This is a genomic window from Neptunicella plasticusilytica (assembly GCF_047922965.1).
GTDB lineage: Bacteria > Pseudomonadota > Gammaproteobacteria > Enterobacterales > Alteromonadaceae > Neptunicella > Neptunicella plasticusilytica.
In genome coordinates this window covers 4,402,620-4,426,128 of sequence record NZ_CP150481.1, presented here as the reverse complement: position 1 = coordinate 4,426,128, position 23,509 = coordinate 4,402,620, and the positions used below count along the sequence as shown (strand labels likewise).

Genomic DNA, 23,509 nt, shown 5'->3' with positions numbered 1-23,509 from the left:
CGCTTAAAGAGAACCACTATTTGCGCGTTTTCTGCCTTGTGAGAAGAAAAAATAACCACCAGCAGTGATGAATATGAAAGGTCAACAGACCCGCATGGGAGATAATATTTTGGCAGATTGGACAATTGAAGATGCCGAGCGTTTGTATCGCGTTAATCGTTGGGGTGGTGGTTATTTTGGCATTGGCCAAAACGGTAACCTGAAGATCACTCCCGATCTGAATAATCCTGATATTCGTATCGATTTTAAAGCGGTATTAGATGAAATCAAACAGGAAGGCATTCAGTTTCCAGTAGTAGTGAGATTTCACGATATTTTACGTTCGCAGGTGGCCCAGCTAAATACCGCCTTTCGTAACAATATTGCTGAAGCAGAATACCAGGGCAGTTATATGGGCGTGTATCCGGTTAAAGTTAACCAGATGCGTGAAGTGGTGGAAGAAATTGTCGATGCCGGTGAAGCCTTTAATTATGGTTTGGAGGCCGGCTCTAAAGCGGAACTAATTACCGCGCTGGCCTATAACACTAACGAAGATTCGTTAACTATTTTAAATGGTTATAAAGACGAAGAGTTTATGCGTCTGGCGTTATTGGGTCGCAAGCTTGGGCGTAAAATCATTGTTGTGGTGGAAAAGTTCTCCGAACTGGTATCGCTAGTCAAAATCTCCAAAGAAGTGGGGATTGAGCCGTTAGTGGGCTTACGTTCCAAAATGACAGTTAAGGGCCGCGGAAAATGGGAAGGCTCCGGTGGTGACCGTGCCAAATTTGGTTTAACTATCGCCGAGATTATTAATGCCACTATCTATTTACGTGAACACGGTCTGGATCATTGCCTTAAATTATTACATTTCCATATTGGTAGTCAGCTAACCGATATTCGTTCGGTCAAAGAAGCTGTCAGCGAAGGCGCCAGGATCTACGCCGAACTTTATCGTATGGGCGTGCCACTAGAATACGTAGATGTCGGTGGCGGTCTGGGGATCGACTATGACGGCAGCCAGTCCACCAACGATTCGTCACGCAATTACAATATGCAGGAATATGTGGCGGACGTGGTTTACGGTATCAAGGAAATCTGCGATCTGGAGAAGGTCCCGCATCCCAATCTGGTCAGCGAAAGCGGCCGTGCGATTACCGCTCATCATAGTTGTGTTGTCACCCAGATCATGGGCGAAATCCGCAGTAGTGGTGGCGCGGAATTTGATACATCGGCCCAGCAAGACGAGCATGTTTTTGTTAGCAATATGCGTGGCTTGGCTGAAACCGTTGATGAAGCGGACAGTATCCAGGAAATATTTAACGACGCCTCACAATACAAAGAACAGGCTCTGGATGCCTTCAAGCTGCGAGTACTTAGTTTATCTGAGTTGGCCAAGATAGAAACCTTATACTGGCAGATTATGATGGAAGTGCAGCAAAAACTGCGTACAGCGGAATTTGTTCCGGAAGAAATGCAGGAGCTGGATTATAATCTGTCGTCACAATATTTGTGCAATTTCTCGGTATTCCAGTCGGCCGCCGATACCTGGGCGATTGATCAGGTACTGCCGGTTGTGCCGTTAACCCGAATGAACGAGCGACCAACAGTGAATTGTTCATTGGTAGACATTACTTGTGACAGTGACGGTAAAATTGATCAGTTTGTTGGTGAACATGGCATTTCCGATGTGATCCCTATGCATAAAATCAAGCCGGGAGAAGATTATTTTATTGGTCTGTTTTTAACCGGCGCCTATCAGGATGTGATGGGCGATATGCACAACCTGTTTGGTCGTTTAAATGAAGTGCACATATACAGCTATGATGACGATCCGGAAGATTTTTATATCGAAGAATTTGTCAGTGGTTCGTCGGTGGGGGACGTATTGTCGATTATGCAATATAACCCTTCCGCTATGGCGCAGAACGTCAAAAAGATGATCGACAAGCGGATTTCCAGCGGCCAAATCAAACCGCGTGAAGGGGTGAAATGGACTGATTTTTATGAAGCTTGTCTGGCCGGTTATACCTATTTGAAAACCTCAACCAAATAAGACAGTTCATTTCTTGCGGAATTGGGGTGGAGCTTAAAAGGACATATACAAGTTAGCGTATTTTGTTCTATGCGGCTTGCCCCATGATTTTTTTGGATTAACCACCTGGCTTAGTAACATCCAGTTCCGTTTTTATCGCATAAAAAAATAAATAGTCGCTACAATCATCACTTCAACCCATTGAGGTGATGTATGACTGATATAATTTCTTTCCAACAGGCCCGGCTGGCTCGTGATGCCCGATTTGATGGCCAGTTTTTTGTTGCGGTTAAATCGACGGGGATATTTTGCCGGCCTATTTGTCCGGCTAACCCGCCTAAAGAACAAAATGTTGAATACTATCCGTTAGCTGAATTGGCCATGCAGGCCGGATACAGGCCTTGTTTGCGCTGCCGTCCTGATAGCGCACCCTATTCCTGCGCCTGGAAAGGCGTAGATACGACTGTCGAACGGGCACTGACATTATTGGCTGAATTTCCGGAATTATCACTGGAGCAGATTTCCAGCAAGCTTGGCATATCCGATCGTTACTTACGTAAATTGTTTAAGCAAAAAGTCGGTATTGGTGCCAAGCAATATCAACTCTGCCAACAAATGCTGTTTGCTAAAAAATTATTGCATGAAACGTCACTGAATATAGAACAGGTTGCTGCCGCCAGCGGTTTCCAGTCATCGCGGCGATTGCAGGATAATCTGAAAAAAACACTGCAATTGACGCCAAAACAAATTAGATCCAGCAAACATATACAACACAAATCGTTGCGGCTTAGTTTGTCATTCAGACCACCTTATAATTGGCCGCAGCTCCGGGATTTTCTGGCCATGCGCGCGGTGCCGGATATGGAGTGGGTCAGTGAAGATAGCTATGCCAGAACTTTCTCGCTCGATGGCGTCGGCGGATATTTTTGTGCCCGATACCAGCACGATAGTCATCAGTTTTTGGTGGAGCTGGATTTGCAAAATTTGTCGATACTCAAGCCGGTACTGGCGCAAATTCGCCGTATTCTTGATCTGGACGCTGACAGCCATTTGATTGAACGACATTTTGAGGATCTTGGCATGCCGCGTCAGGACATAGTCTCAGGGCTCAGGTTGCCGGGAGTCTGGAGCCCTTTTGAAGCAGGTTGCAGAGCTATTTTAGGGCAACAAATATCAGTAACAGCGGCAATTAAGTTATTGTCCAAATTAGTACACCAATTGGGCAGCGAGCAGGATGGTCGTTACAGTTTTCCGCCGCCCCAGGCGGTTATGCAGTCAGATTTGACTTTTTTAGGCATGCCTAATGCCAGAAGGGAAACATTGCGCCGCTTGGCCGAATATCAGCTTGAAGATCCAACTGACGAGTTGCAAAACTGGTTGAAAATCAAAGGAATCGGTCCCTGGACGGTGGATTATGCCCGTATGCGTGGTCAGTCCAATCCGGATATCTGGCTGGGAACCGATCTGGTAATAAAAAAGCGCCTGGCGCAATTACAGCTTGATCCGCAATTGGCTGCGCCATGGCGCAGCTACTTAACCTTTCAATTATGGAGTCGAACATGAATATTGGTTATCTCAATACAGATATTGGCTGGCTTGAAATTGCCGCCAGTGATGAGGGAATTCAACGAATCAAGTTTGTAGAGCAGTGCCAATTTCCCGAACAACACAATGCCCATGTTGAGCAAGCTATTGCTCAACTGGATGAGTATTTTAATCATCAACGGCGTGAATTTGATCTGACACTGGCAGCTGCAGGCACCCTATTTCAACAACAGGTGTGGAAAACATTGACTTCAGTGCCACACGGTAAAACTTGCAGCTATGCGGATATCGCTGATTCTATCGGTAACCCCAAAGCGGTGCGCGCAGTCGGATCTGCGAATGGCAAAAATCCGATCGCCATTGTGGTGCCATGTCATCGTATTATTGGCAGCAATGGTAAATTAACCGGCTATGCTGGCGGCCTGTTTCGCAAAGAATATCTACTTAAACTGGAGCAATTATGAGACCCCTTTATTTGCTTGAGCTGTTGATATTGTCAGCGTTGTGGGGAGCGTCATTTCTATTTATGCGTGAAGGAGCTCCCCAGTTTGGACCTATTGGCCTGATTGCGATCCGTACAGCTGTCGCAACGCTGGTGTTATTGCCATTTATGATGATGTCCGGGCAATTCAGGGATTGTTTACGGCATTGGAAAGCGATTTTTATAGTGGGTTTAGTCAACACCGCTATTCCGTTTTGCTTGTTTGCTTATGCCACGTTATTTTTGGGAGCGGGTTATACCTCCATCATTAATGCCTGTGCACCGATGTTTGCCGCAATCATTGCCTTTACCTGGTTAGGCGAGCGCTTATCCGCCAGTGCAATCTTTGGACTGTTGCTCGGTTTTTCAGGTGTTATTGTGCTGGTGTTGGGGCGAGGTTATCAGACGGATTCAATCGTTATATTGCCTGTAGTTGCTGGTTTGGGAGCAACCTTTTTGTATGGTTTGGCGGTATGTTTAACCAAACGTTACTTGACCGGAGTCCGCTCTCTGGCAATTGCTACAGGCAGTCAATTTTTCTCGGCGATCTGTTTGCTGCCTTTGGCATTTTACTATTGGCCGGCTTCGATGCCGACGGCAACGGCCTGGTGGCAAGTCGCGGTGTTAGGGATAGCCTGTACCGGTATTGCCTATATTTTGTATTTTAGACTCATTGCCAATGTCGGAATTCGTAACGCGGTATCGGTTGCCTATCTGGTGCCGGTATTTGGCTTGCTGTGGGGAGCGGTATTTTTGGCAGAGCAAATCACGTTAACGATGCTGGTAGGAGCGGTAACTATTATGCTGGGCGTGAGTTTAACCAGTGGACTGTTACAGGCCAGAATCAGGCGTCTTAAACCCACAGTTGCAAACCGGCCGGTTTAATTCATAAGTGATTGTTCACTACGCTTTTTGGCACCTTAATTCTTAGATGGACAGATAACATATCCGATTGCGGCCATCATTTTTAGCCTGATATAAGGCTTTATCAGCCACTTCCAGCAAGGCTGTCAGGTTGTGCATGTTTTTTGCTGTGGTCACGCCAAAACTGGCATAGATTTCAAGGCTGGACTGGCTCAAATAGACTCTTTCTTTGGCCAGTAACTCCTTGCAGCGCCGAGCAATCTGCAAGGCATTGTCGGTATCCGAACCGGGTAACAGAATGACAAACTCGTCACCACCCCAACGACCGGCGATATCCTGTTTACGGATGGCTTCGTTCAGGCATTTGGCCAGCATTTGCAGCACTAAGTCGCCAGCATTGTGCCCGTGAGTATCGTTGACCTGTTTGAAGTGATCGATATCAACAATAATGATGCCTATCTGCTGGTATTCCTCTGACAGCAAACTAAATTGTTGTTCCAGATGATGGCGGTTGGAGAGCTTGGTAAGCGGATCGTAGTTAATTTTATTATCAATGGTTTGCAGATATTCGCGGATAAAATGCTGTACCACTTTATAAACAATAAATAGCAGCGCAAAAAGGATAAAAACATAGAAAATAAATACCTTGTTTATTTCTGACTGACGTTCAGACAAGGGCGTAATGACATACAGCTTCCAGTCCAGTGCTTCAATATCAAACTGGGATATCAGTAGCTCTCCTTCATCAGTCTGTATCAGTTTACTGCGCTCGCTATTGGCCAATTGTTTACGTCTAAATTGGTTAAACCAGGGAAGATCATTGACAGTGCTGAGGTGCAATCCGTCTGGAAGCCACTTTTCCTTTGAAGATAAAACAATTTCATCACGGCTATTGGTGAATACAAATTCATGGCCGTACGCCTGGCGAAAATTGCGGAACGAGGTCAAGAAATCTTTTAAGCTTTTAGCGATGCCCACAAAACCAATGAAATTGCCTATTTCATCGTACTGTTTGACATCAATATACAGGTGCACATCTTCCCTTTTACCTAATACTGCCAGGAAATCCTGCGGTTCTTTTTGTAATTCAAAATACCAGCCGACTTTTCCTTCAATTAGATCAAAAGAACTGCCGTCGGAATTATACTGTTTGCGGTTGCTTTCCTTGGCCAGATAAAACCCCAGACCAAACTGTGATTCGAGCTTACCCAGGTCCTGAATGATCTGTTGATCGGAAATGCTCTGATCATGGAAATACTTGTCGTAGATCCTGGCGGTAGCCAAGGTTTTGGCTATATGCATAGGTTCCAGCAATTCTTCTTCTACTAAGGTAAATACTGGGGAGATAGCCTGCTGCTGCTTGTAACTTTGGCTGGCGACAATGTCACTGATGACCCAAAACGCAGCGGCACCGATGGCAAAAATGATCGCAATATAGAGCAACACAACAATATGGTGGAAAGACTTCTTTTTCGGCAAAGTAAAATTCGCTTTATTTTTATTATCAAGATTGGAAGGCAGCAGTTTCTATTATCGTACAGCATCAGTACTTTGCCACACCAATAAACTGTTCCACTGAAAACGGAAATTATTAGCCCGTTTTCAGCTCGAGCGCTGGTAGAATCGTGCCAGCTCGTTACAATAGTTCAGCATTGTCATAATACAGGATCTTGTATGTCATTTTCAGTTGTTATTTTGGCTGCGGGCAAGGGAACCCGCATGAAGTCGTCATTACCCAAAGTTCTGCATCCTATTGCAGCCAAACCCATGGTGCAGCATATTATCGATACTGTGACCCTTTTGGGCGCAAACAAAATTCATCTAGTATATGGCCACGGTGGCGACCAGCTCCAACAGGCGATTAGCCAACCGGATCTTAACTGGTGCCTGCAAGCCGAACAATTGGGCACGGGCCATGCGGTACAACAGGCTGTTCCTTGCCTTGATGACAATGAAGACGTGTTAATTCTGGTGGGTGATGCGCCGTTGATTAAGGCCTCTACTCTGGAAAATTTGTTGTCTGTTAAGGCAACTGCAGATTTGGCATTGCTAACCGTTGAGCTTGAAGATCCGACTGGGTTGGGCCGCATTATACGCAATGGCGATCAGGTGGTGGCGATTGTCGAACACAAAGATGCAAATTCAGAGCAGTTGAAAATTAATGAAATTAATACCGGCATGATGGTGATGCGCGGCAGTGACCTGAAGCGCTGGCTAAGCAGCCTTGACAGTAATAATGCGCAGGGAGAATTTTATCTGACTGACGTTATTGCCATGGCCGCGTCGGAAGGAAAAACGATTAAGGCAGCACATCCTTCCTGTCCGGTTGAGGTGGAAGGTATTAATAATCGTAAACAGCTGGCGGCAATTGAACGGGCTTATCAGCTGGAACAAGCTAATGAACTGATGATGCAGGGTGTATCAATTATTGATCCTGCCCGTTTCGATTTACGCGGCAATTTGCTGGCTGGTGAAGATGTAAGCCTGGATATTAACGTGATCATTGAAGGACAGGTTAAGCTGGGTAACGGTGTAAAAATTGGAGCCAACTGTATTTTGCGCAACTGCAGTATTGCTGATGGAGCGGTAATAGAAGCCAATTCTATTATTGAGGATGCCCAAGTTGGTCAGCAGTGTCATGTTGGGCCTTATGCCCGCTTGCGGCCTGGTGCCGTTATGCACGAGGGAGCCAAAGTTGGCAACTTCGTTGAAATGAAAAAATCGGTATTGGGTAAAGGCTCCAAGGCCAACCATTTGACTTATCTTGGCGACGCCGATATTGGTGAGGGTGTGAATATTGGTGCTGGGACTATTACCTGTAACTACGATGGCGTCAATAAATTCAAAACGGTGATTGGTGACGGTGCCTTTATCGGTTCCAATAGTGCATTGGTGGCACCAGCCAATATAGGCGCTAATGCTACGGTTGGCGCCGGCTCAACTATTACCAAAGATATTGGCGACAGCGAGCTGGCGATTGCTCGCGGCAAGCAACGTAATATCGAAGGATGGCAACGCCCCGTCAAAAAGAGTTAATTCGATGATCTGATTGCCACACCATCCGAGGAAAAGCCGATAGTCACTATCGGCTTTTTTATATCTGCCAAAATAGCTTTTGCATTTGTTTAAAAAAGAAACTAATATAGTTTCTTTTCGAAATTATAAATTACGTTTAGATGCAGAAAAGAAACACCCAACAACGCCGTAGTGCCATTGTTGAACTCGTTAATCAGCACGGTAAAGTCACGGTTGATGAGCTAAAATCGGCATTTTCAACATCGCAAGTGACGATACGCAAAGACCTGTCTTTTCTTGAAGACAAAGGGCTGGTGTTGCGCAAGTTTGGTGGTGCAGTGGCAGTCCATGGTAAAAATATGTCAGCCAACGATGAAAAAGTTTCGAATAGAAAGAAAAGCATCGCCAAAGCTGCGCTCAGTTTGATTAAGGACCATTCACGGATAGTTATCGACAGCGGTAGCACCACTGCAGCGATGCTTCCCTACCTTGCACAAAAACCCGGTTTGGTGGTTATGACCAATGCCTTGCACGTAGCGCAAACACTGGTCGACGACGAAAACGAGCCGACGGTGTTAATGACCGGAGGAACCTGGGACAGCCAGTCCCGCTCTTTTCAGGGGCAGATGGCAGAGCAAATTCTACGCGCCTATAACTTTGATCAAGCCTTTTTAGGCGCTGCCGGTCTGGACATACAAAAAGGTACCACCACGTTCAACGAATTAACCAACCTGAGCCGGGTGATGGCTGAGGTCTCTAATCAAGTTATTGTCATGGCTGAATCAGCCAAACTGGAACACAAAATACCCAATGTGGAATTGCCCTGGTCGAAGATTTCTGTGCTGGTTACAGATTCAGATATTTCGTCGTCGGCTCGGCAATGCATCGAACAACAAGGCGTAAAGGTGATTTGCGCAGAACAGGAATAAACGGAGTCAATTATGTGTGGAATTGTTGGAGCAGTTGCAGAACGGAATGTGGTCGAGATTTTGCTGGAAGGATTACGTCGGCTTGAATATCGGGGCTATGATTCGGCTGGGGTGGCCATTCTGGATGACAATAACCATCTGCACCGGGTGCGCAAAACCGGTAAGGTCCAGGAACTGGCCAATGCGCTAGAAGCAAACCCGGTGCGCGGTTCTATTGGTATTGCCCATACCCGTTGGGCAACGCATGGCGGTGTTACCGAGGCGAATGCACATCCGCACTTTTCTGCCGAGCGTGTAGCGGTAGTGCATAACGGTATTATTGAAAATTATCAAAACTTGCGCCGTGAGCTGACTGCTGACGGATATCACTTCAGCTCCGATACCGATACCGAAACCATTGCCCATCAGGTGGACAAGGAATTACAGCAAACCAACGACTTGCTTAGCGCAGTACAAACAGCGGTAAAAAAATTCGATGGAGCCTATGGTACCGTCGTAATGGATAAACAGGATCCAGGTAAAGTGATTGTTGCCCGCTCTGGCAGTCCGCTAGTGATTGGTTTGGGTATAGGTGAAAACTTTATTGCCTCTGATCAATTAGCTCTGCTGCCTGTAACCCGTCGGTTTATCTTTCTGGAAGAAGGTGATGTCGCTGAAATCAGCCGCACCAAGGTTTCGGTTTATGACCAAACTGGTGCTCAGGTACAGCGTAAGGTGATTGAATCTGACATTCAGCATGATGCCGGTGATAAAGCGGGTTACCGGCACTACATGTTAAAAGAAATTCATGAGCAGCCGGTGGTAGTACGCAATACCTTGCAAGGCCGGATCAGTGAACATGATATCAATACCGAAGTTTTTGGTGTTAAAGCGGATGAAATTCTGGCCAAGGTTAAGCATGTGCAGATAATTGCTTGTGGCACCAGTTATCATTCAGGCATGACGGCCCGTTACTGGCTGGAGCAACACGCCAATGTGTCGTGTAATATCGAGATTGCCTCCGAATTTCGTTACCGTAAATCTTATGTTCATCCCAATAGTTTGTTGGTCACTATCTCCCAGTCAGGTGAAACGGCAGATACTTTAGCTGCATTAAGACTGGCCAAGGACTTGGGCTATATGGCCAGCTTAAGCATTTGTAATGTACCCGGCTCTTCATTAGTACGGGAATCCGATTTAGCTTTTATGACCATGGCCGGTGCCGAAATTGGTGTAGCCTCCACCAAAGCCTTTACCACTCAGTTAACCGGGTTGCTAATGCTCACTGCCGCGATCGGTAAACACAACGGCATGTCACCCAATCAACTGGAAAAAATGATTTCGGCCTTGCATACCTTGCCGGCAAAATTGGAAGAAGCGCTTACCCTAAGCCAGGAAATTGAATTGTTGGCTGAAGAGTTTGCCGATAAGCATCATAGCCTGTTTTTAGGCCGTGGCGACCAGTACCCCATTGCGATGGAAGGCGCGTTAAAACTGAAAGAAATTTCCTATATTCACGCAGAGGCCTACGCATCCGGTGAGCTTAAACACGGCCCTTTGGCACTCATTGATGAAAATATGCCGGTAATAGTGGTTGCGCCCAATAACGAATTACTGGAAAAGCTCAAATCCAACGTAGAAGAAGTGCGCGCCCGTGGCGGCATTATGTATGTATTTGCAGATAAAGATGCCAATTTCCAAAGTGACGACACCATGCGAGTAATTAATGTGCCTCATGTGGACCAAATTATCGCACCAATAATCTACACCATACCTTTACAGTTATTGTCCTACTACGTGGCAGTGATAAAAGGAACCGATGTGGATCAACCCCGTAATTTGGCTAAAAGTGTTACGGTGGAATAAATTGGTGTTTGGCTGACTTCTTGTGCACGTTAAATAATGTTCGCAACAAACAAGTTCGCTGCTAACGCTAGAATCCGAAACTAAAACGGTCACTTTATGTGACCGTTTTGAATTATTAACTTGTCGATTATGTTTTACTTAGCCTAGCCTAGCCTAACCGAGCCGGGTTAATCTAGACTATGGCTATATGGCATGCGCCCATTTATATATCGGGAAGGTGTTTGTTAACTGAAATATAGGTAAGGACATCACATGATGCGTAAATTATTGATTTCTCTAGTCGCTATGTTGCCGCTAATGCTTATTTATTCGCTCGCCTACGCGGGAGAATGTAATCAGCAGTGCCAAAAGAAAGCGGTAGATACTTATTTTGAGCAATTGAGTTCAATATATAGAAAAGGCTCCAAGGCGTCGGATATTGATGCGCTGTTTTCTTCTTTAAGCCCTTCTGTTCATTACGAGCATCTGAATTACGGCGCAAGTTTTAACGGCTCCGACTGGAAGCAGGCTTTTATTAGCAATCTGAATCGTGGTGCTTATACAAGTGAGCAAAATCAGTCGATTAGAGTCGAACAATATATTCATGGCAACGGGTTTGTTGCAGTTGCGTATAGCTATGGTTTGATCCAAAAGAATGGTTGCTGGACACCTGAGGGAGATCAAAATTTATTGGCGTTGTTTGGCTTGTCTAACGGCCAAATATCCTCAGTAAAAGAATATTGGTAGTGTTTCTTGAAGCCGGTTGTTTCGAGACAATACTGCTTTTGCCTAGCTTTGTGCATCATGAAAAATAATACTTAGCGCTTTGCGGTTACCACTGCGTATATTGCTGACGCCATGCCGGAAAGAGGTTTTGCTAAATCCTTTTGTTGTTTGGCGAATGCCTTGATTGTTGCAAAATATCACCATTTGTCCCTGTTGTATTGATACCACTTTGGCGATGGACTGTTGGCGAGGACGGTTTTCTACTAGTACAAACTCGCCACCCGAGAATTCTGTAACAGGATCACTGAGCAGTATCATGCACTGGAAGGGAAAAAAGGCTTCACCATAGTTATCCTGATGTAGGCAGTTGTAATCATTTGCCGCGTAATTCAGCATTAACGGTGTGGCTAATGTTTGCTGCTTATGCCGATTGAACTGGATAAAGTCCTCTAGCGCTTCAGGCCAGCTGATGTTTTTGTTTAATCGTGTTGCCCAGGTGTTCGCCGCACACGCCAGTTTTTTATACAGTATTTGTCGCAACTGCTGAATATCGTCAGGTAAGGGGTAGCTGAAGTATTTGTATTCGCCAGAGCCAAACTGATATCGCTGCATGGTGACGGTTTTTCGAAATAATTCTGCCTGTGCATATCTGTCTTTCCAGTCGTCACATTGCTGTCGATCAAAAACCTTATCGATAACAATATATCCTTGTTGTAGCAGCGTTTCTGATATGTTGCTCCAGTTCAGTTGATCAAAAGTCCGGGCCCATTTGTTAGTTTTGTTGGACATTAATTGTCAGCTTCCATACCAAGGAGTTGTTGTTTGCGTTTATCGCCCCAGCGATATCCACCCGGACTCCCATCCCCTCTGATAACGCGATGGCAGGGGATCAGTATTGCAATTTTGTTGGCTCCACAGGCATTGGCTACCGCGCGATGTGAATTCGGCGATTCAATACCTGTTGCTATTTGCTTATAGCTCATAGTTTGACCTGGCTTGAGGTTGGTCAAAAAACGCCACACGCTGATTTGGAATGCTGTACCTGATAAATCCAGGGGTATCTGTGGCAAGTTTGTCTTTTGGCCAATATATAATTCCAATGCACTTATCCAATGATCTAACTGTTGTTGTGTATCTGGTGGTGTGGGAGTCAGTGAGGCAAGCGGGTATTCCTCATGTAATGAATTGAGTAACTCAGTGTAACTGTCGGCAAAACTCACAAAGCAGACGCCGCGGGATGTGGCTGCCATGATGATAGGGCCAAGCTGTGTAGTGCACATGGCGAACGAGATATTCTCATGCTTGCCGCCATTTCTGTAGGTGGCGGGTGTCATACCCAGTTGACCATCAATTTGCTCATATAAACGGCTGGATGATCCAAATCCAGCCTGGTAGATAGCAGAAGTCACGTCTTCACCTTGACGTAACGCCTGTTTCAATTTTTGAATGCGTATCGCATTCTGGAATTGTTTAGGCGATACCCCAAAATACTGACTGAACTGACGTTGCAGATGATAGGGGCTGATGGCCGCCTGCTGGGCTAATGTATCGAGGTTGAGCATCTGATCAGAATGTTGCTCGATGTATTTTGCTAAGTCGAATAATCTTTGTTTGGTTGATGTGCTTTGTTTCATAGGCTGCTCTGGTCAATTTACTCCATTATTTTTGCATCATTGTTGGTGGCAAATCTTCCCGAAAGTTGCGGTTTTCACATTTTAGTCTGTTCGAACAGATAACAACGCCATCTGGCTGGATCCGCAATTTTCGGATAGCCCGGTCTGATCGTTTTGACCAATATATTGCAGCGAGTTTCAGTGTACAGAATTCTAGATTTATTGAGGAGAAAGACTATGACAATACAATTTCAGGCGTTACCGACAGAAAAGGTTAGAGAACTGCAAAACGGGGGAACCGACGCAAATAATATGCCGGTTGAGAAAAAACTATCTGAAGGCTCTGCCCCTTGCCGCCATTGTTTAACAAATATTGAAAAAGGTCGGCAAATGCTGGTTTTGGCGTATTGTCCTTTTGAAACCCGCCAACCCTATGCGGAAGTGGGACCAATATTTTTGTGCGCCAGCCAATGTCACAAACATCCCGAAACAAATCAGCTTCCCGAGATGTTTCGGCGTTGGCAAAAGGCATTAATCCGCGGGTACTCAAATGACCATCGAATAGTCTATGGTAGCGGAAAGATGGTGGATATGGCAGATCTTGAGCGCGAAGCGGAGGCAATACTAACCGACCCCGATGTTTCTTATATCCACATGCGTTCCGGTTCGTATAATTGTTACCAATGCAAGATTACCCGCGCCTGAGGTTCAATTTTCAGCGGTTTTTAACTCGCCCAGATTATATTTATCGATCAGTGAGTATAATGTTGGGCGCGTTACTCCCAGCAATTCCGCCGTTCTAGATATGTTTTGCTCACTTAGCTGGTATGCGGCCCGGATGGCGTTGCTCTCGGCTTCTTCTCGTACTTCACGTAAATTCAAGCGTGTTGATTTGGCCATTGATGCATCATGAGTCAGACCCAGATCGTCGGCAGTGATCATTGCGCCTTCGGCCATGATAATGGAGGATTTCAGTTTATTCTGAAGTTCACGAATATTGCCTGGCCAGCTATATTGCATCATGGCAGCGATGGCATCCTCAGAAAAGCCTTTCAGGTTTTGGTTATATTCCTGATTGTAATTAGACAGGAAAGACTTGGCCAATAGCATAATATCACTGCCCCGCTCCCTTAACGGCGGTATATTGATGGATATTTCGCTGATCCTGAAGAATAGATCTTCTCTAAACGTTTCGTCATCGGCCATTTTTGACAGATTACGGTGAGTCGCACAAATAACCCGGATATCCACCGGTATCTCCTGTCGCCCACCAATGCGTTCAATAATTCGCTCTTGCAAAAAGCGCAACATTTTAGCCTGCAAGCCAATTGGCATATCGCCTATTTCATCCAGAAACAGGGTGCCCTGATTAGCACACTCAATTTTACCCTTGGTGGTTTTATTCGCACCGGTAAAGGCCCCGCGTTCATAGCCGAACAGTTCGCTTTCCAGCAAGTTTTCCGGGATAGAGGCACAGTTAATGGCGATAAAAGGCTTGTTGCGACGTTCACTGCTATCGTGAATATGGCGGGCAAACACTTCCTTGCCGGTGCCGCTTTCTCCCAGTATCAGGGTTGAAATATTGGTTTTGGCGACTTTTTCTGCCATTCGGCTGGCTTTCTGGATTGCTTCACTGGTGCCAATGATGCTCCCCATTGTCGCGGCGGACTGGCTGAGTTGCCGATTTTCTTCTTCAATCTGGTAAAGATTAAGTGCGCGATTGACAATGACCTTGATGGTGTCTGAATCAATGGGTTTCTGATAGAAGTCGTAAGCGCCCAAGTTAATCGCTTTTAGGGCATTCTCTTTATCATTGTTACCCGTTACCACTATTACTTTGGTCTGTGGTGCTAAGGATAATATTTCTGCTAGCGTTTTTAATCCTTCGGTTGCGTTTGCAGGGTCAGGCGGTAACCCCAGATCGAGGGTGACGACTTTGGGTTCATGACGGCGCAACTGGGCAATCGCTCCGGCGCGATCATCGGCAAACAGCACTTCAAAATCGCTGAAGCTCCATTTTAGTTGTTTCTGTATCCCTAAATCGTCATCAACTACCAGAACTTTTTCCATTGTGTCTGTCTTCCCCGTTTTACTGAGCTGGTATAAATAATCTAAAGCTGGAACCTTGGCCCAGACGACTGGAGACCTCAATTCGGCCGCCCATTTTTTCTATATGGTTTTTGGCGTCGTAAGCACCAATGCCCATCCCGGCATTACCTTTAGTAGTATCAAAAGGTTTGAACAACCGGTTTTGAATAAAATCTTCACTCATACCGCTACCATTGTCAGCAATTTCAATAATGGTCAGCTGCTGGTTGTTATCAACATCGAGATTAATACTGACAGTGCCGTTATCATCCGTCGCTTGTTGAGCGTTATTGATTAAATGATACAGTACATTGCCCAGTTTATCCGAGTCCAGTATTAGTTGTTGATCTTTAACAATATTTATTGATGGCGTCGGTTTCAATGTCTGGCAGCGCCGATTGACGATGTTGTGAATTAGTTCCGACAGCACACAGGGGCCAAGATGTTCATTAACGGATGCTTTCTTATCGGTCAATTGGCGCAACATTTTTTCCATTCGCGATTTGGTGTGCTGCAGTGTTTCAAAGGTATCGTCAATAAATTCAGGGTTATCCTTATGTTGCTCGGCATTGCATAAAATAAGGTCGATTTGGGCCAATACGTTCTTAAGATCATGTAAAACAAATGCAGACATACGGCTAAACGCAGCAAACTGGGCGTTTTCGGCCAGCTCTTTTGAGGCTTCATGCTGAAACAGGTAACTGGCTACTTGGGTGGTGACAACCTTGAGATAATCGCGCAATTCCCAGTTTAGAGACAGGCGTTTACCGTCTTTGTCCTGGATCAGTACCATTCCCCATAGCTGATCTTTTTGAAAAACAGGCAGAATGAGTTGAAAAGAACAGCCGTTAAGCAACGCATGGTTGACTTTCAAGCCTTCATATTCAAAGGGTTTGGAGCGTAATTGTTCAATATCAACAATCCACTGGGACTGTTTGATAAAAGGTAAAATCTGGGTTATTAATTCAATGTCGATCTGACTTAGATCATCATGCTCCAACTGGGCGAGGCATTGTATATCATTGTCGCGGAATTTTATTAACATCCCTGAATGGCAGTTGATGGCATCCATTAAGCTTAACGTCGCTGTCTGGTAAAAGTCGGTTGCCGCGTCTCCACTATTTTCCAGTTTTTGGGTTAGCGACAGCCACTCTTCCCGATAATCAAACTGGTTGGCAAAAAAGTGTTTGGTTATAAACACTTTAATTTTGGTTCGGAACTGATTGGACAACAGCAAGGCGGCTAATAGAGTCAGCGACAGGAAGATAAATACCACCTGGATCACATTGCTCCAGTTGCCACCAATCATCTTGATCGCATAGCCGGCCAGCGCCATGATAAATAAATATAGTCCGGCCACAACCAGTAAAGAGCTGTGTAAGACCACATCCCGGGATACAAAAATATCTATTCCCCAGTGTTTTATCCTGCGTATCGCAATGACCAGAAACGGGATCAGGGCGGCGAAGATATAGCCTCTTGCCGACCATAGCATGGGATCAATCTGGTTGATCATCGAGGCCTCAGAGAACAGCACAAAGTCAAACAGCGCCATACCTCCCAGGGCCAGTATTAAAGGCTTGTAAGCCCATCTTTCCTGATCGGCCTGACGATAGAAGGTTTCCAGCAATACCAGCAATTCCAGGCTCATTATGGTGTGTAACAAATACTGCCACTTAAGAATATTTTCAACGTCTGTAAACGGAATAATGGCCAGAACCAAGGAAATAGCCGGAATGGAGATAATGGCTAGATTGATTGGAACCTTGAGGATATCCAGTAGTGTCTGATAGTTTCCTTTCAGGCATGAGGTTATAAAAATAAGCCATAAGAGGGATTTGGCGCTTTCCAGTACCAGAGCCAAGTTGATTGATGTAGGTAACCATTGACTTGCGGCGTAAAACGCCGCCGCTATAAAATTGGCAGAAATACCCAGTATAAGCAGTTTTTTAGGTAATCCGGCCTTGCGTACTGTTAGCAATAGTAACAGAAAAAAGAAGTAACCTAATGCACTGATAAAATAACCGACTTCAGCCAGCATGTTTCTGATTCACCTGTTTATATGAGCTGCTTTACGCGCGATCTGTGTTTTGCTGTTCAGTTTGCCATCTGGACTTTTGTTTGCCTAGTACTCCTTCCATTATGCCCTTGTATAGCTTGTGGCCAAGATGATAAAGCAGTATATGGATAGGCATTTTTATAACGTAACCTCGTACCATCGCCACAAAACGGGCTGCGCCTGTTCCTGTGATTTGGCAAAGAGGATGATCGGGCTGCAGTACTCGTAAAAACAGCCAGTCATTTAGTTTTAGCCTTAGCGGAGTTGGGCTGTAATTAACCAAACTCATACTAAAAGTGGGCGGTACGGGCGAGTTAAAGATTTTTTCACAGTAACGGCAGGCAAAAAACAGTTCTCTGCCAAACCCGGTTTCCATAGCCAATTGAAGCAATTCGGACCAATATTCCTTATCGGCTTGATGTTCAACAAAAAACAGATGCAGATCATTTAAATCACGAAAACCTTTGCTGAAATCTTCTTCAAAGAACAGATGTACAAGGCTATGCAAGGTCAAAGCGGGGGGAGAGAAAACTCGAGCTCCGGATTTTGTCAGTATTTCGGTGTTGTTAAAATGTCCAATTTTTGGTGCCCGTCCACTTATGGGTGGCAAAATATTATGATGAACATCGGCTACCGTGCCTCTGGCAGCGTGACGTAACGGAGGAATTTCATGCGCCCATTGTCGATAGTAATGTTGATCATATTCATCATGGGGTTCGGGAAACCAGGTATAAACTAATAGTCGCTTTTCGACTTGAGACAGTACTTGTTTGGGCACCAGAATATCGATATCTGAAAACGTTCGCCCTCTTCCGACCGGATGATCCAGTAACACGTAGGCCGCACCTTTAAGAAAAACAGGATAATATTCTTCATCTGACAAGATTGTTAATAATTCAGCCACCTCATAGCGAACCTGCTGCGCTTGGGCATTGGCGTAAACAATCGCGGAATGCATATGATGTTTGGCGTACTCGGGCAATGCATCCAGCAAAGCATGTTTTTCTAACGCGTAATAAACTCTAGGTAATGTTCCTGTTTTGCGGGCAAGGCGAATCATCTGTTCCCAATTCAGATCCGATAGCGTTAATGTTTCGGGAGCGCACAAGAGCCTGGAAAAATAAACGGATAACCTGGATTGAATCAATTGAAATCGCCTTCTGCCAAGAATTGTTCAACTTCTGGTAAATCCTGGTATTCAATTTCGAAACAGGGAGTATTCTCGGATAGTTGAACCAGGATGTTGAATCCGTCGATACCCAGTACATTGTGATTAAAGCTATTTTCGGCTAACGCTTTAAATGCTTCTGTTTTAGTTAACTTAAAAATTTTTAATGGCGAACCTGATGCATAACGTGGAAAAACGATAGCTTTAATGCCTGCAGGTAATTTGTGATTTTTAACGCTTGCTGTTGGTGGTCTGAAGTGAGCCACATCGCCTTTTGATGTATCAGATACAGTGGCGGTGAATTGCACGTCAGGAAACCAGCTTTTTACGAGTGGAATGGAATTATTTTTAAGGCAAATAGGCCGAACAAAAGGAAGTACGTGGCAACTGTCTAAATCTATAATTGTCATTTCATCGGATAATAAACGCCATCCGGAGTAGGCTAAAAAAGCAGTTAAGGTGCTTTTGCCCGAGCCTGGTGGCGCAGGAAAGATAATGGCCTGATTGTTCTGGTCAGCTAATACTCCGGCATGTAGCGATAGGTAATTATATTCGCTGGAGGATACACACCAATTCATTCCCCATTCCAGCATCGGATAGGCCTGCGCTTTGGGCAACGGTATAAAGGGCCGATAATTGTCGGAATAAAAATTAACCTGAGGTCTGTAGAATCGCCTTAAATTTGTTGGACAATTAATGTTGACCTGAAAATCACAGAATTCGGTTTCTATTATTGGATAATCCGCATAGGTTTTATAGATATTTGTCGCCACACTTGGGACGGCGCTCTGTAAGCGGAAATTGGCTAATCCAAGATCCAGAGCAAGTGAGCCTTCTTTTAGATGCTGTTGATAAAGTTGGTAGTCTAAATTATGTAGCAACATGCAAACAACATACTTCCCTGAATCTGATTAGCTAAATGTTAAACGTTAAAAACGTGTTTCCAAATCTACTTATACATTTAATTCGGGATCAGAACAAACTGACTGACAAGACTGTTCCATACTTCTTGTTGTTCAACATTATCTAGTGTCGGCGTATGTTGCATGAAGAGTTCAAAATCAACATCAATATCAGTAGACTGCAGGTAGCTAAACCATGGCATAAGGGATGGAGGGTACTGAAAAACCTGGTTTTTAAATCCATTAAAAAGCAAAACGCCAGACTGATCGCTGGCGAAATGGAGTATAACCTGTGGATGTAGTTGATACATTAATATTTAGTTATAAGTGCCTTGAATAGCCTGTGCAACCTGATAGGTACCTGAACGGTTGGCTTCATCATACAATTGTTGTACATAGCTTTCTGGGGATACGCCCGATTGCAACGGATAAAAGCCATTTACAGCATTATAATAAGCAGCAGTTAAGTGGCGATTAATGTTATCTGGTCCGCCATTATGACTATTGCCCCCTTGTTCAGGCAAAAAATCATGTAATCCGGTGTTTCGGCTTATACCACCAAATGGGCTGCGACTCCAACCAAATACATTTTTCCATGCTTCGTTATCAGCAACATAGCCGCCATAGCTTCGGCTGCGCTTATTGCTATCACAATATGTATGCCAATAACCTGGAGATTTACCTTGCACTGTACAAGGCGCTTGTTGCGATGCATTACCGGACATATTACCGGACACTGTGCAACCATTAGCCCCACCACCACCGTTCCAGTTTCCCCAAACACTTTTAACTGGCAAAGCCGCGATCAATGAGACAGTAGACGCTTTCTTCAGAAAGGTCCTTCGATGATTCACAGAGTGATTCGGGGTTTCAGATTTATTTGAATCGGTCATACTGCCTATTCCCAATTAATAAAATTTCACGGTTATATTCATACTGTATAGCAATATTCGTACCATAGTACAAAGCAATGATTTTATTAGAATTTATGCTTCTGTTTCTCTGTTCATGTAAAAAAAATTGACACTTCAAATATTGACAGAGATAGATTTCGCCAGCGCACGTAAATGCCTTACTGGTATCGAATAGCTAATACCGCTGGGATCAGTAATCGCCGCTTCTTTGGTCTTTTGTATAAAGACTTTGTTGATTATAGCAACAACTTTACCCGAAGTCGTGTCATAAACGGGGCTGCCGCTATTTCCCGGGAAAGCCGTTGCATCCATCTGATAGACAAAAAACGGGTCTCTCAGGCGTTTCATCATTTCTATGCTCAGTTGCCCGGCATTGCTACTAGGGATGACTACAGGAGTTAATGCAGCAATCAGTCCTTTATGGGTAGCAGGGTAAAGCCCCAGAATGGCGCCAATTGGAAAACCGGTAAAAGCTACCTCCAAGCCGTCGTCAATAAATTTGTCTTCTGACAGCGTTAAAGGCTGTACTTTTTCCTTTATTCTTAGGATCGCGATATCGTGAGCCGGGTCTGTGGCGATAATCTCGGCTGGCGCCAGTTTGGGATCGGAACCTTGCCCGATAAATACCACTCTGGTTTCATTTGTCTCTATCTCCAACTCTTTTTCAACAACATGAAAGTTTGTCGCAATCAATGTGCCGTCGCCAATTGCAAAGCCGGTTCCCTGCAAGTTACTGCGTGGTGAGCCCAAAGGATTATAAGTGCCGATCCCGACCACAGAAGGTTTGATTTGTTTAACAAGTTCGACAATATTGTCAGCCAAACAATGTTTAGCCGTCATTAAACAACTGAAAACAAATATTATTCTTAAAAATGGCATGTTCTTTTGCCTCAATTTAATGATAATGGTTACTATGCGGTAACTAGATTACATAATCCAGTTATCAGTGAACAATAGACTGTTTAGCTCGAATGTTCGTTTTAGTCACGGTGCACTCTGCTTTATCAGAAATGCTTTTATAAGAAGAGGAAGGGAATGGAAAACAAACTGTCAAATATGAAGCTGGCAATAGTAGGGTTAGGCTATGTAGGCTTACCTCTGGCTGTCGCTTTTGGACGTCAATATTCTACCCTCGGTTTTGATATCAGCGATTCCCGTATTAAAGAGCTTAATGCAGGCAAGGACAGTACGCTGGAAATCTCACCAGATGAGCTAAAGCAAGCACCACACCTATCTTTTACTTCTGATTTGAACACATTGAAACAGTGCAACTTCTTTATTGTGACTGTGCCGACCCCTATTGATAAAAATCGCCAACCCGATTTAACTCCATTGCAAAAGGCCAGCCAAAGTATTGCCAAAGTGTTGAAAAAAGGTGATGTAGTGGTATACGAGTCAACGGTTTTTCCTGGTGCAACCGAAGAAGTTTGTATCCCTATTCTGGAACAGGGATCAGGATTGAAATTCAATCAGGATTTTTTTGCTGGCTATAGCCCTGAGCGAATTAACCCGGGGGATAAACAACATAGAGTCGAGAACATTGTTAAAGTGACTTCAGGATCAACTCCCGAAATTGCTAATCAGGTTAATGCTTTATACGCCAGTATTATTACTGCTGGAACACATCAGGCCTCTTCGATAAAAGTGGCAGAAGCGGCTAAAGTTATCGAAAATACCCAACGCGATCTGAATATTGCGTTAATTAATGAGCTAGCCATTATCTTCAATCGTGCCGGTATTGATACCGAAGAAGTTTTATTAGCGGCGGGTAGCAAGTGGAATTTTTTACCATTCAGACCAGGATTGGTTGGAGGACACTGTATTGGTGTCGATCCCTATTATCTTACCCATAAAGCTGAAGAACTGGGGTATCACCCGGAAGTTATTTTAGCCGGACGAAGACTGAATGATCATATGGGTGAGTATGTGGTTGGGCAGCTTGTCAAAACCATGTTAAACAAGAAGATTATGGTAAATGGTGCCAATATATTGTTGCTCGGCTTAACGTTTAAAGAAAACTGCCCGGATATTCGCAATACCAAAGTGGTTGATATTGCAAGAGAATTACAACATTACCATGTTAATTTAGATATCTATGATCCATGGGCAAGCACTGATGAGGTGGCTCATGAATACGGCCTGAGTTTGGTTGATAAACCCCAACCCAATAAATATGATGCAGTTATTGCTGCGGTGGCTCATGATCAATTCAAAGCGCTCAGCAATGATGATCTCCTTGGATTGTGTAAAGAGAATCGAGTGATCTATGATTTGAAATATATCTTTGATAAAACCATTACAGACATCCGACTATAGGAAATATCTTGATGAAAGTGTTAGTGACAGGTGCAGCCGGATTTATTGGTTTCCACACCGCCATGCATTTACTGGAACGTGGTGATCAAGTTGTCGGAATCGATAATTTGAATGATTATTATGACGTCAATCTTAAGTTGGCCAGACTGGATCAGATTAAGCAGTGTGGTAACGCCAAACACTTTCGTTTTGAAAAAATAGACCTTGCAGATAAAGCGGCTATCGAGAAATTATTCGCGGCCGAAAAATTCGATAAAGTGGTGAATTTGGCCGCACAAGCGGGTGTGCGTTACTCGCTGGAAAACCCACATGCTTATATGGATAGCAATATTGTCGGTTTTATCAATATTCTGGAAGGTTGCCGACATAATGATGTGAAGCATCTTGTTTATGCATCGTCGAGCTCTGTTTATGGAGCGAATGAATCCATGCCATTTTCTACTCACGACAATGTTGATCACCCATTGTCACTTTATGCGGCAAGTAAAAAAGCGAACGAGTTAATGGCACATACATACAGCCACTTGTACAGTTTACCTTGTACCGGATTGCGTTTCTTTACGGTTTATGGTCCTTGGGGCAGACCCGATATGGCGTTGTTTTCATTTACAAAATCGATATTGAACGATGAACCTATCAAGGTATTCAACTTTGGCAATCACCACCGGGATTTTACCTATATAGATGATATCGTTGAGGGAATAATACGAACTCTGGATCATACTGCTTTAGCCAACCCGGACTGGAGTGGTAAACAGCCGGATCCTTCTAGCAGTAAGGCTCCTTGGCGAGTGTACAATATTGGTGCGCACAATCCTGTACATCTATTGAGTTATATCGAAACGTTGGAAAAGCATTTGGGTATCACAGCCGAGAAAGAGCTGCTTCCGATGCAACCCGGTGATGTACCCGATACTTATGCGGATGTGAGTGACTTAATTGAAGATGTTAACTATCGGCCCCGAACCGGTATAGATGAAGGCATCGGGCAATTTGTCAAATGGTACAAGGATTTTTATTCAAGCTAACTTTTGTTACTGACACCTTGTGCGTT

Annotated in this window: 20 protein-coding genes; 11 read left to right on the top strand and 9 right to left on the bottom strand. The window is 44.5% G+C overall.

Features of this window, described 5'->3' with window-relative positions; all coding sequences use genetic code 11:
- Nucleotides 1-73 precede the first annotated feature (73 nt).
- The 4 genes from speA to V1467_RS19900 all read left to right on the top strand — a co-directional run bounded on the left by speA (nt 74) and on the right by V1467_RS19900 (nt 4,922).
- The gene (gene speA / locus V1467_RS19915; protein ID WP_416306729.1) at nt 74-2,032 is read left to right on the top strand and encodes a biosynthetic arginine decarboxylase; all 1,959 of its coding nucleotides are present in this window, start codon (nt 74-76) and stop codon (nt 2,030-2,032) included.
- A gap of 192 nt (nt 2,033-2,224) precedes the next feature.
- Nucleotides 2,225-3,574 (top strand): DNA-3-methyladenine glycosylase 2 family protein, encoded by a 1,350-nt coding sequence (locus V1467_RS19910; protein ID WP_416306728.1) that lies wholly within the window; start codon nt 2,225-2,227, stop codon nt 3,572-3,574.
- Nucleotides 3,571-4,020: a methylated-DNA--[protein]-cysteine S-methyltransferase gene (locus tag V1467_RS19905; RefSeq protein ID WP_416306727.1), complete on the top strand. Its 450-nt coding sequence runs from the start codon at nt 3,571-3,573 to the stop codon at nt 4,018-4,020. The genes V1467_RS19910 and V1467_RS19905 overlap by 4 nt, the downstream gene beginning before the upstream one ends.
- Nucleotides 4,017-4,922, top strand: a complete 906-nt coding sequence (locus V1467_RS19900; protein WP_416306726.1) for a DMT family transporter — start codon at nt 4,017-4,019, stop codon at nt 4,920-4,922. Before V1467_RS19905 ends, V1467_RS19900 begins: the two co-directional genes overlap by 4 nt.
- Nucleotides 4,923-4,964: 42 nt before the next feature.
- Here V1467_RS19900 and V1467_RS19895 read toward each other — a convergent pair whose 3' ends face one another.
- On the bottom strand, nt 4,965-6,380 hold the full coding sequence (locus V1467_RS19895; RefSeq protein ID WP_416306725.1) for a sensor domain-containing diguanylate cyclase: 1,416 nt from the start codon (nt 6,378-6,380) through the stop codon (nt 4,965-4,967).
- Between the two features lie 195 nt (nt 6,381-6,575).
- Between V1467_RS19895 and glmU the strand changes: the two genes are divergently transcribed.
- The 4 genes from glmU to V1467_RS19875 all read left to right on the top strand — a co-directional run bounded on the left by glmU (nt 6,576) and on the right by V1467_RS19875 (nt 11,416).
- Nucleotides 6,576-7,937: a bifunctional UDP-N-acetylglucosamine diphosphorylase/glucosamine-1-phosphate N-acetyltransferase GlmU gene (gene glmU / locus V1467_RS19890; protein ID WP_416306724.1), complete on the top strand. Its 1,362-nt coding sequence runs from the start codon at nt 6,576-6,578 to the stop codon at nt 7,935-7,937.
- A 140-nt stretch (nt 7,938-8,077) separates the two neighbouring features.
- Entirely contained in the window at nt 8,078-8,845 is a 768-nt protein-coding gene (locus V1467_RS19885) for a DeoR/GlpR family DNA-binding transcription regulator (protein WP_416306723.1), read from the top strand.
- Between the two features lie 12 nt (nt 8,846-8,857).
- The gene (gene glmS / locus V1467_RS19880) at nt 8,858-10,690 is read left to right on the top strand and encodes a glutamine--fructose-6-phosphate transaminase (isomerizing) (RefSeq protein WP_416306722.1); all 1,833 of its coding nucleotides are present in this window, start codon (nt 8,858-8,860) and stop codon (nt 10,688-10,690) included.
- A gap of 252 nt (nt 10,691-10,942) precedes the next feature.
- The gene (locus V1467_RS19875; RefSeq protein ID WP_416306721.1) at nt 10,943-11,416 is read left to right on the top strand and encodes a hypothetical protein; all 474 of its coding nucleotides are present in this window, start codon (nt 10,943-10,945) and stop codon (nt 11,414-11,416) included.
- A gap of 42 nt (nt 11,417-11,458) precedes the next feature.
- On the opposite strand, the gene V1467_RS19870 is transcribed toward V1467_RS19875, so the two are convergent.
- Complete coding sequence (locus tag V1467_RS19870) at nt 11,459-12,184, bottom strand: 2OG-Fe(II) oxygenase (RefSeq protein ID WP_416306720.1); 726 nt, start codon at nt 12,182-12,184, stop codon at nt 11,459-11,461.
- Entirely contained in the window at nt 12,184-13,029 is an 846-nt protein-coding gene (locus tag V1467_RS19865; RefSeq protein WP_416306719.1) for a methylated-DNA--[protein]-cysteine S-methyltransferase, read from the bottom strand. The genes V1467_RS19870 and V1467_RS19865 overlap by 1 nt, the downstream gene beginning before the upstream one ends.
- 216 nt (nt 13,030-13,245) lie before the next feature.
- Here V1467_RS19865 and V1467_RS19860 point away from each other — a divergent pair, with 216 nt between their 5' ends.
- Entirely contained in the window at nt 13,246-13,713 is a 468-nt protein-coding gene (locus V1467_RS19860; RefSeq protein ID WP_416306718.1) for a DUF1203 domain-containing protein, read from the top strand.
- A gap of 3 nt (nt 13,714-13,716) precedes the next feature.
- On the opposite strand, the gene prsR is transcribed toward V1467_RS19860, so the two are convergent.
- The 6 genes from prsR to V1467_RS19830 form a co-directional block, all read right to left on the bottom strand.
- Complete coding sequence (prsR, locus tag V1467_RS19855) at nt 13,717-15,078, bottom strand: PEP-CTERM-box response regulator transcription factor (RefSeq protein ID WP_416306717.1); 1,362 nt, start codon at nt 15,076-15,078, stop codon at nt 13,717-13,719.
- A 19-nt stretch (nt 15,079-15,097) separates the two neighbouring features.
- Complete coding sequence (prsK, locus tag V1467_RS19850) at nt 15,098-17,137, bottom strand: XrtA/PEP-CTERM system histidine kinase PrsK (protein ID WP_416306716.1); 2,040 nt, start codon at nt 17,135-17,137, stop codon at nt 15,098-15,100.
- A 31-nt stretch (nt 17,138-17,168) separates the two neighbouring features.
- Nucleotides 17,169-18,263, bottom strand: a complete 1,095-nt coding sequence (locus tag V1467_RS19845; RefSeq protein ID WP_416308734.1) for a nucleotidyltransferase family protein — start codon at nt 18,261-18,263, stop codon at nt 17,169-17,171.
- Nucleotides 18,264-18,298: 35 nt separating this feature from the next.
- Nucleotides 18,299-19,207, bottom strand: a complete 909-nt coding sequence (locus V1467_RS19840) for an HprK-related kinase A (protein WP_416306715.1) — start codon at nt 19,205-19,207, stop codon at nt 18,299-18,301.
- A gap of 335 nt (nt 19,208-19,542) precedes the next feature.
- Nucleotides 19,543-20,118, bottom strand: coding sequence for a hypothetical protein (locus V1467_RS19835; protein ID WP_416306714.1), 576 nt, complete (start codon nt 20,116-20,118; stop codon nt 19,543-19,545).
- A gap of 135 nt (nt 20,119-20,253) precedes the next feature.
- Complete coding sequence (locus tag V1467_RS19830; protein ID WP_416306713.1) at nt 20,254-20,961, bottom strand: S1 family peptidase; 708 nt, start codon at nt 20,959-20,961, stop codon at nt 20,254-20,256.
- A 213-nt stretch (nt 20,962-21,174) separates the two neighbouring features.
- Between V1467_RS19830 and tviB the strand changes: the two genes are divergently transcribed.
- Together tviB and V1467_RS19820 are read left to right on the top strand one after the other, a co-directional pair.
- Nucleotides 21,175-22,455 carry a Vi polysaccharide biosynthesis UDP-N-acetylglucosamine C-6 dehydrogenase TviB gene (tviB, locus tag V1467_RS19825; RefSeq protein ID WP_416306712.1) on the top strand — a complete coding sequence of 427 codons (1,281 nt, stop codon included), beginning with the start codon at nt 21,175-21,177 and terminating at the stop codon, nt 22,453-22,455.
- A gap of 11 nt (nt 22,456-22,466) precedes the next feature.
- Complete coding sequence (locus V1467_RS19820) at nt 22,467-23,483, top strand: NAD-dependent epimerase (protein ID WP_416306711.1); 1,017 nt, start codon at nt 22,467-22,469, stop codon at nt 23,481-23,483.
- Nucleotides 23,484-23,509: the final 26 nt, after the last annotated feature.

Bases quoted from the DNA above. Each gene is read 5' to 3' on its own strand.
- V1467_RS19865 (WP_416306719.1), bottom strand. From the start codon at position 13,029: ATGAAACAAAGCACATCAACCAAACAAAGATTATTCGACTTAGCAAAA.
- V1467_RS19905 (WP_416306727.1), top strand. From the start codon at position 3,571: ATGAATATTGGTTATCTCAATACAGATATTGGCTGGCTTGAAATTGCC.
- glmS (WP_416306722.1), top strand. From the start codon at position 8,858: ATGTGTGGAATTGTTGGAGCAGTTGCAGAACGGAATGTGGTCGAGATT.
- tviB (WP_416306712.1), top strand. From the start codon at position 21,175: ATGGAAAACAAACTGTCAAATATGAAGCTGGCAATAGTAGGGTTAGGC.
- V1467_RS19885 (WP_416306723.1), top strand. From the start codon at position 8,078: ATGCAGAAAAGAAACACCCAACAACGCCGTAGTGCCATTGTTGAACTC.
- V1467_RS19870 (WP_416306720.1), bottom strand. From the start codon at position 12,184: ATGTCCAACAAAACTAACAAATGGGCCCGGACTTTTGATCAACTGAAC.
- prsK (WP_416306716.1), bottom strand. From the start codon at position 17,137: ATGCTGGCTGAAGTCGGTTATTTTATCAGTGCATTAGGTTACTTCTTT.
- glmU (WP_416306724.1), top strand. From the start codon at position 6,576: ATGTCATTTTCAGTTGTTATTTTGGCTGCGGGCAAGGGAACCCGCATG.
- V1467_RS19840 (WP_416306715.1), bottom strand. From the start codon at position 19,207: ATGTTGCTACATAATTTAGACTACCAACTTTATCAACAGCATCTAAAA.
- V1467_RS19910 (WP_416306728.1), top strand. From the start codon at position 2,225: ATGACTGATATAATTTCTTTCCAACAGGCCCGGCTGGCTCGTGATGCC.
- speA (WP_416306729.1), top strand. From the start codon at position 74: ATGAAAGGTCAACAGACCCGCATGGGAGATAATATTTTGGCAGATTGG.
- V1467_RS19835 (WP_416306714.1), bottom strand. From the start codon at position 20,118: ATGACCGATTCAAATAAATCTGAAACCCCGAATCACTCTGTGAATCAT.
- prsR (WP_416306717.1), bottom strand. From the start codon at position 15,078: ATGGAAAAAGTTCTGGTAGTTGATGACGATTTAGGGATACAGAAACAA.
- V1467_RS19820 (WP_416306711.1), top strand. From the start codon at position 22,467: ATGAAAGTGTTAGTGACAGGTGCAGCCGGATTTATTGGTTTCCACACC.
- V1467_RS19875 (WP_416306721.1), top strand. From the start codon at position 10,943: ATGATGCGTAAATTATTGATTTCTCTAGTCGCTATGTTGCCGCTAATG.
- V1467_RS19860 (WP_416306718.1), top strand. From the start codon at position 13,246: ATGACAATACAATTTCAGGCGTTACCGACAGAAAAGGTTAGAGAACTG.
- V1467_RS19900 (WP_416306726.1), top strand. From the start codon at position 4,017: ATGAGACCCCTTTATTTGCTTGAGCTGTTGATATTGTCAGCGTTGTGG.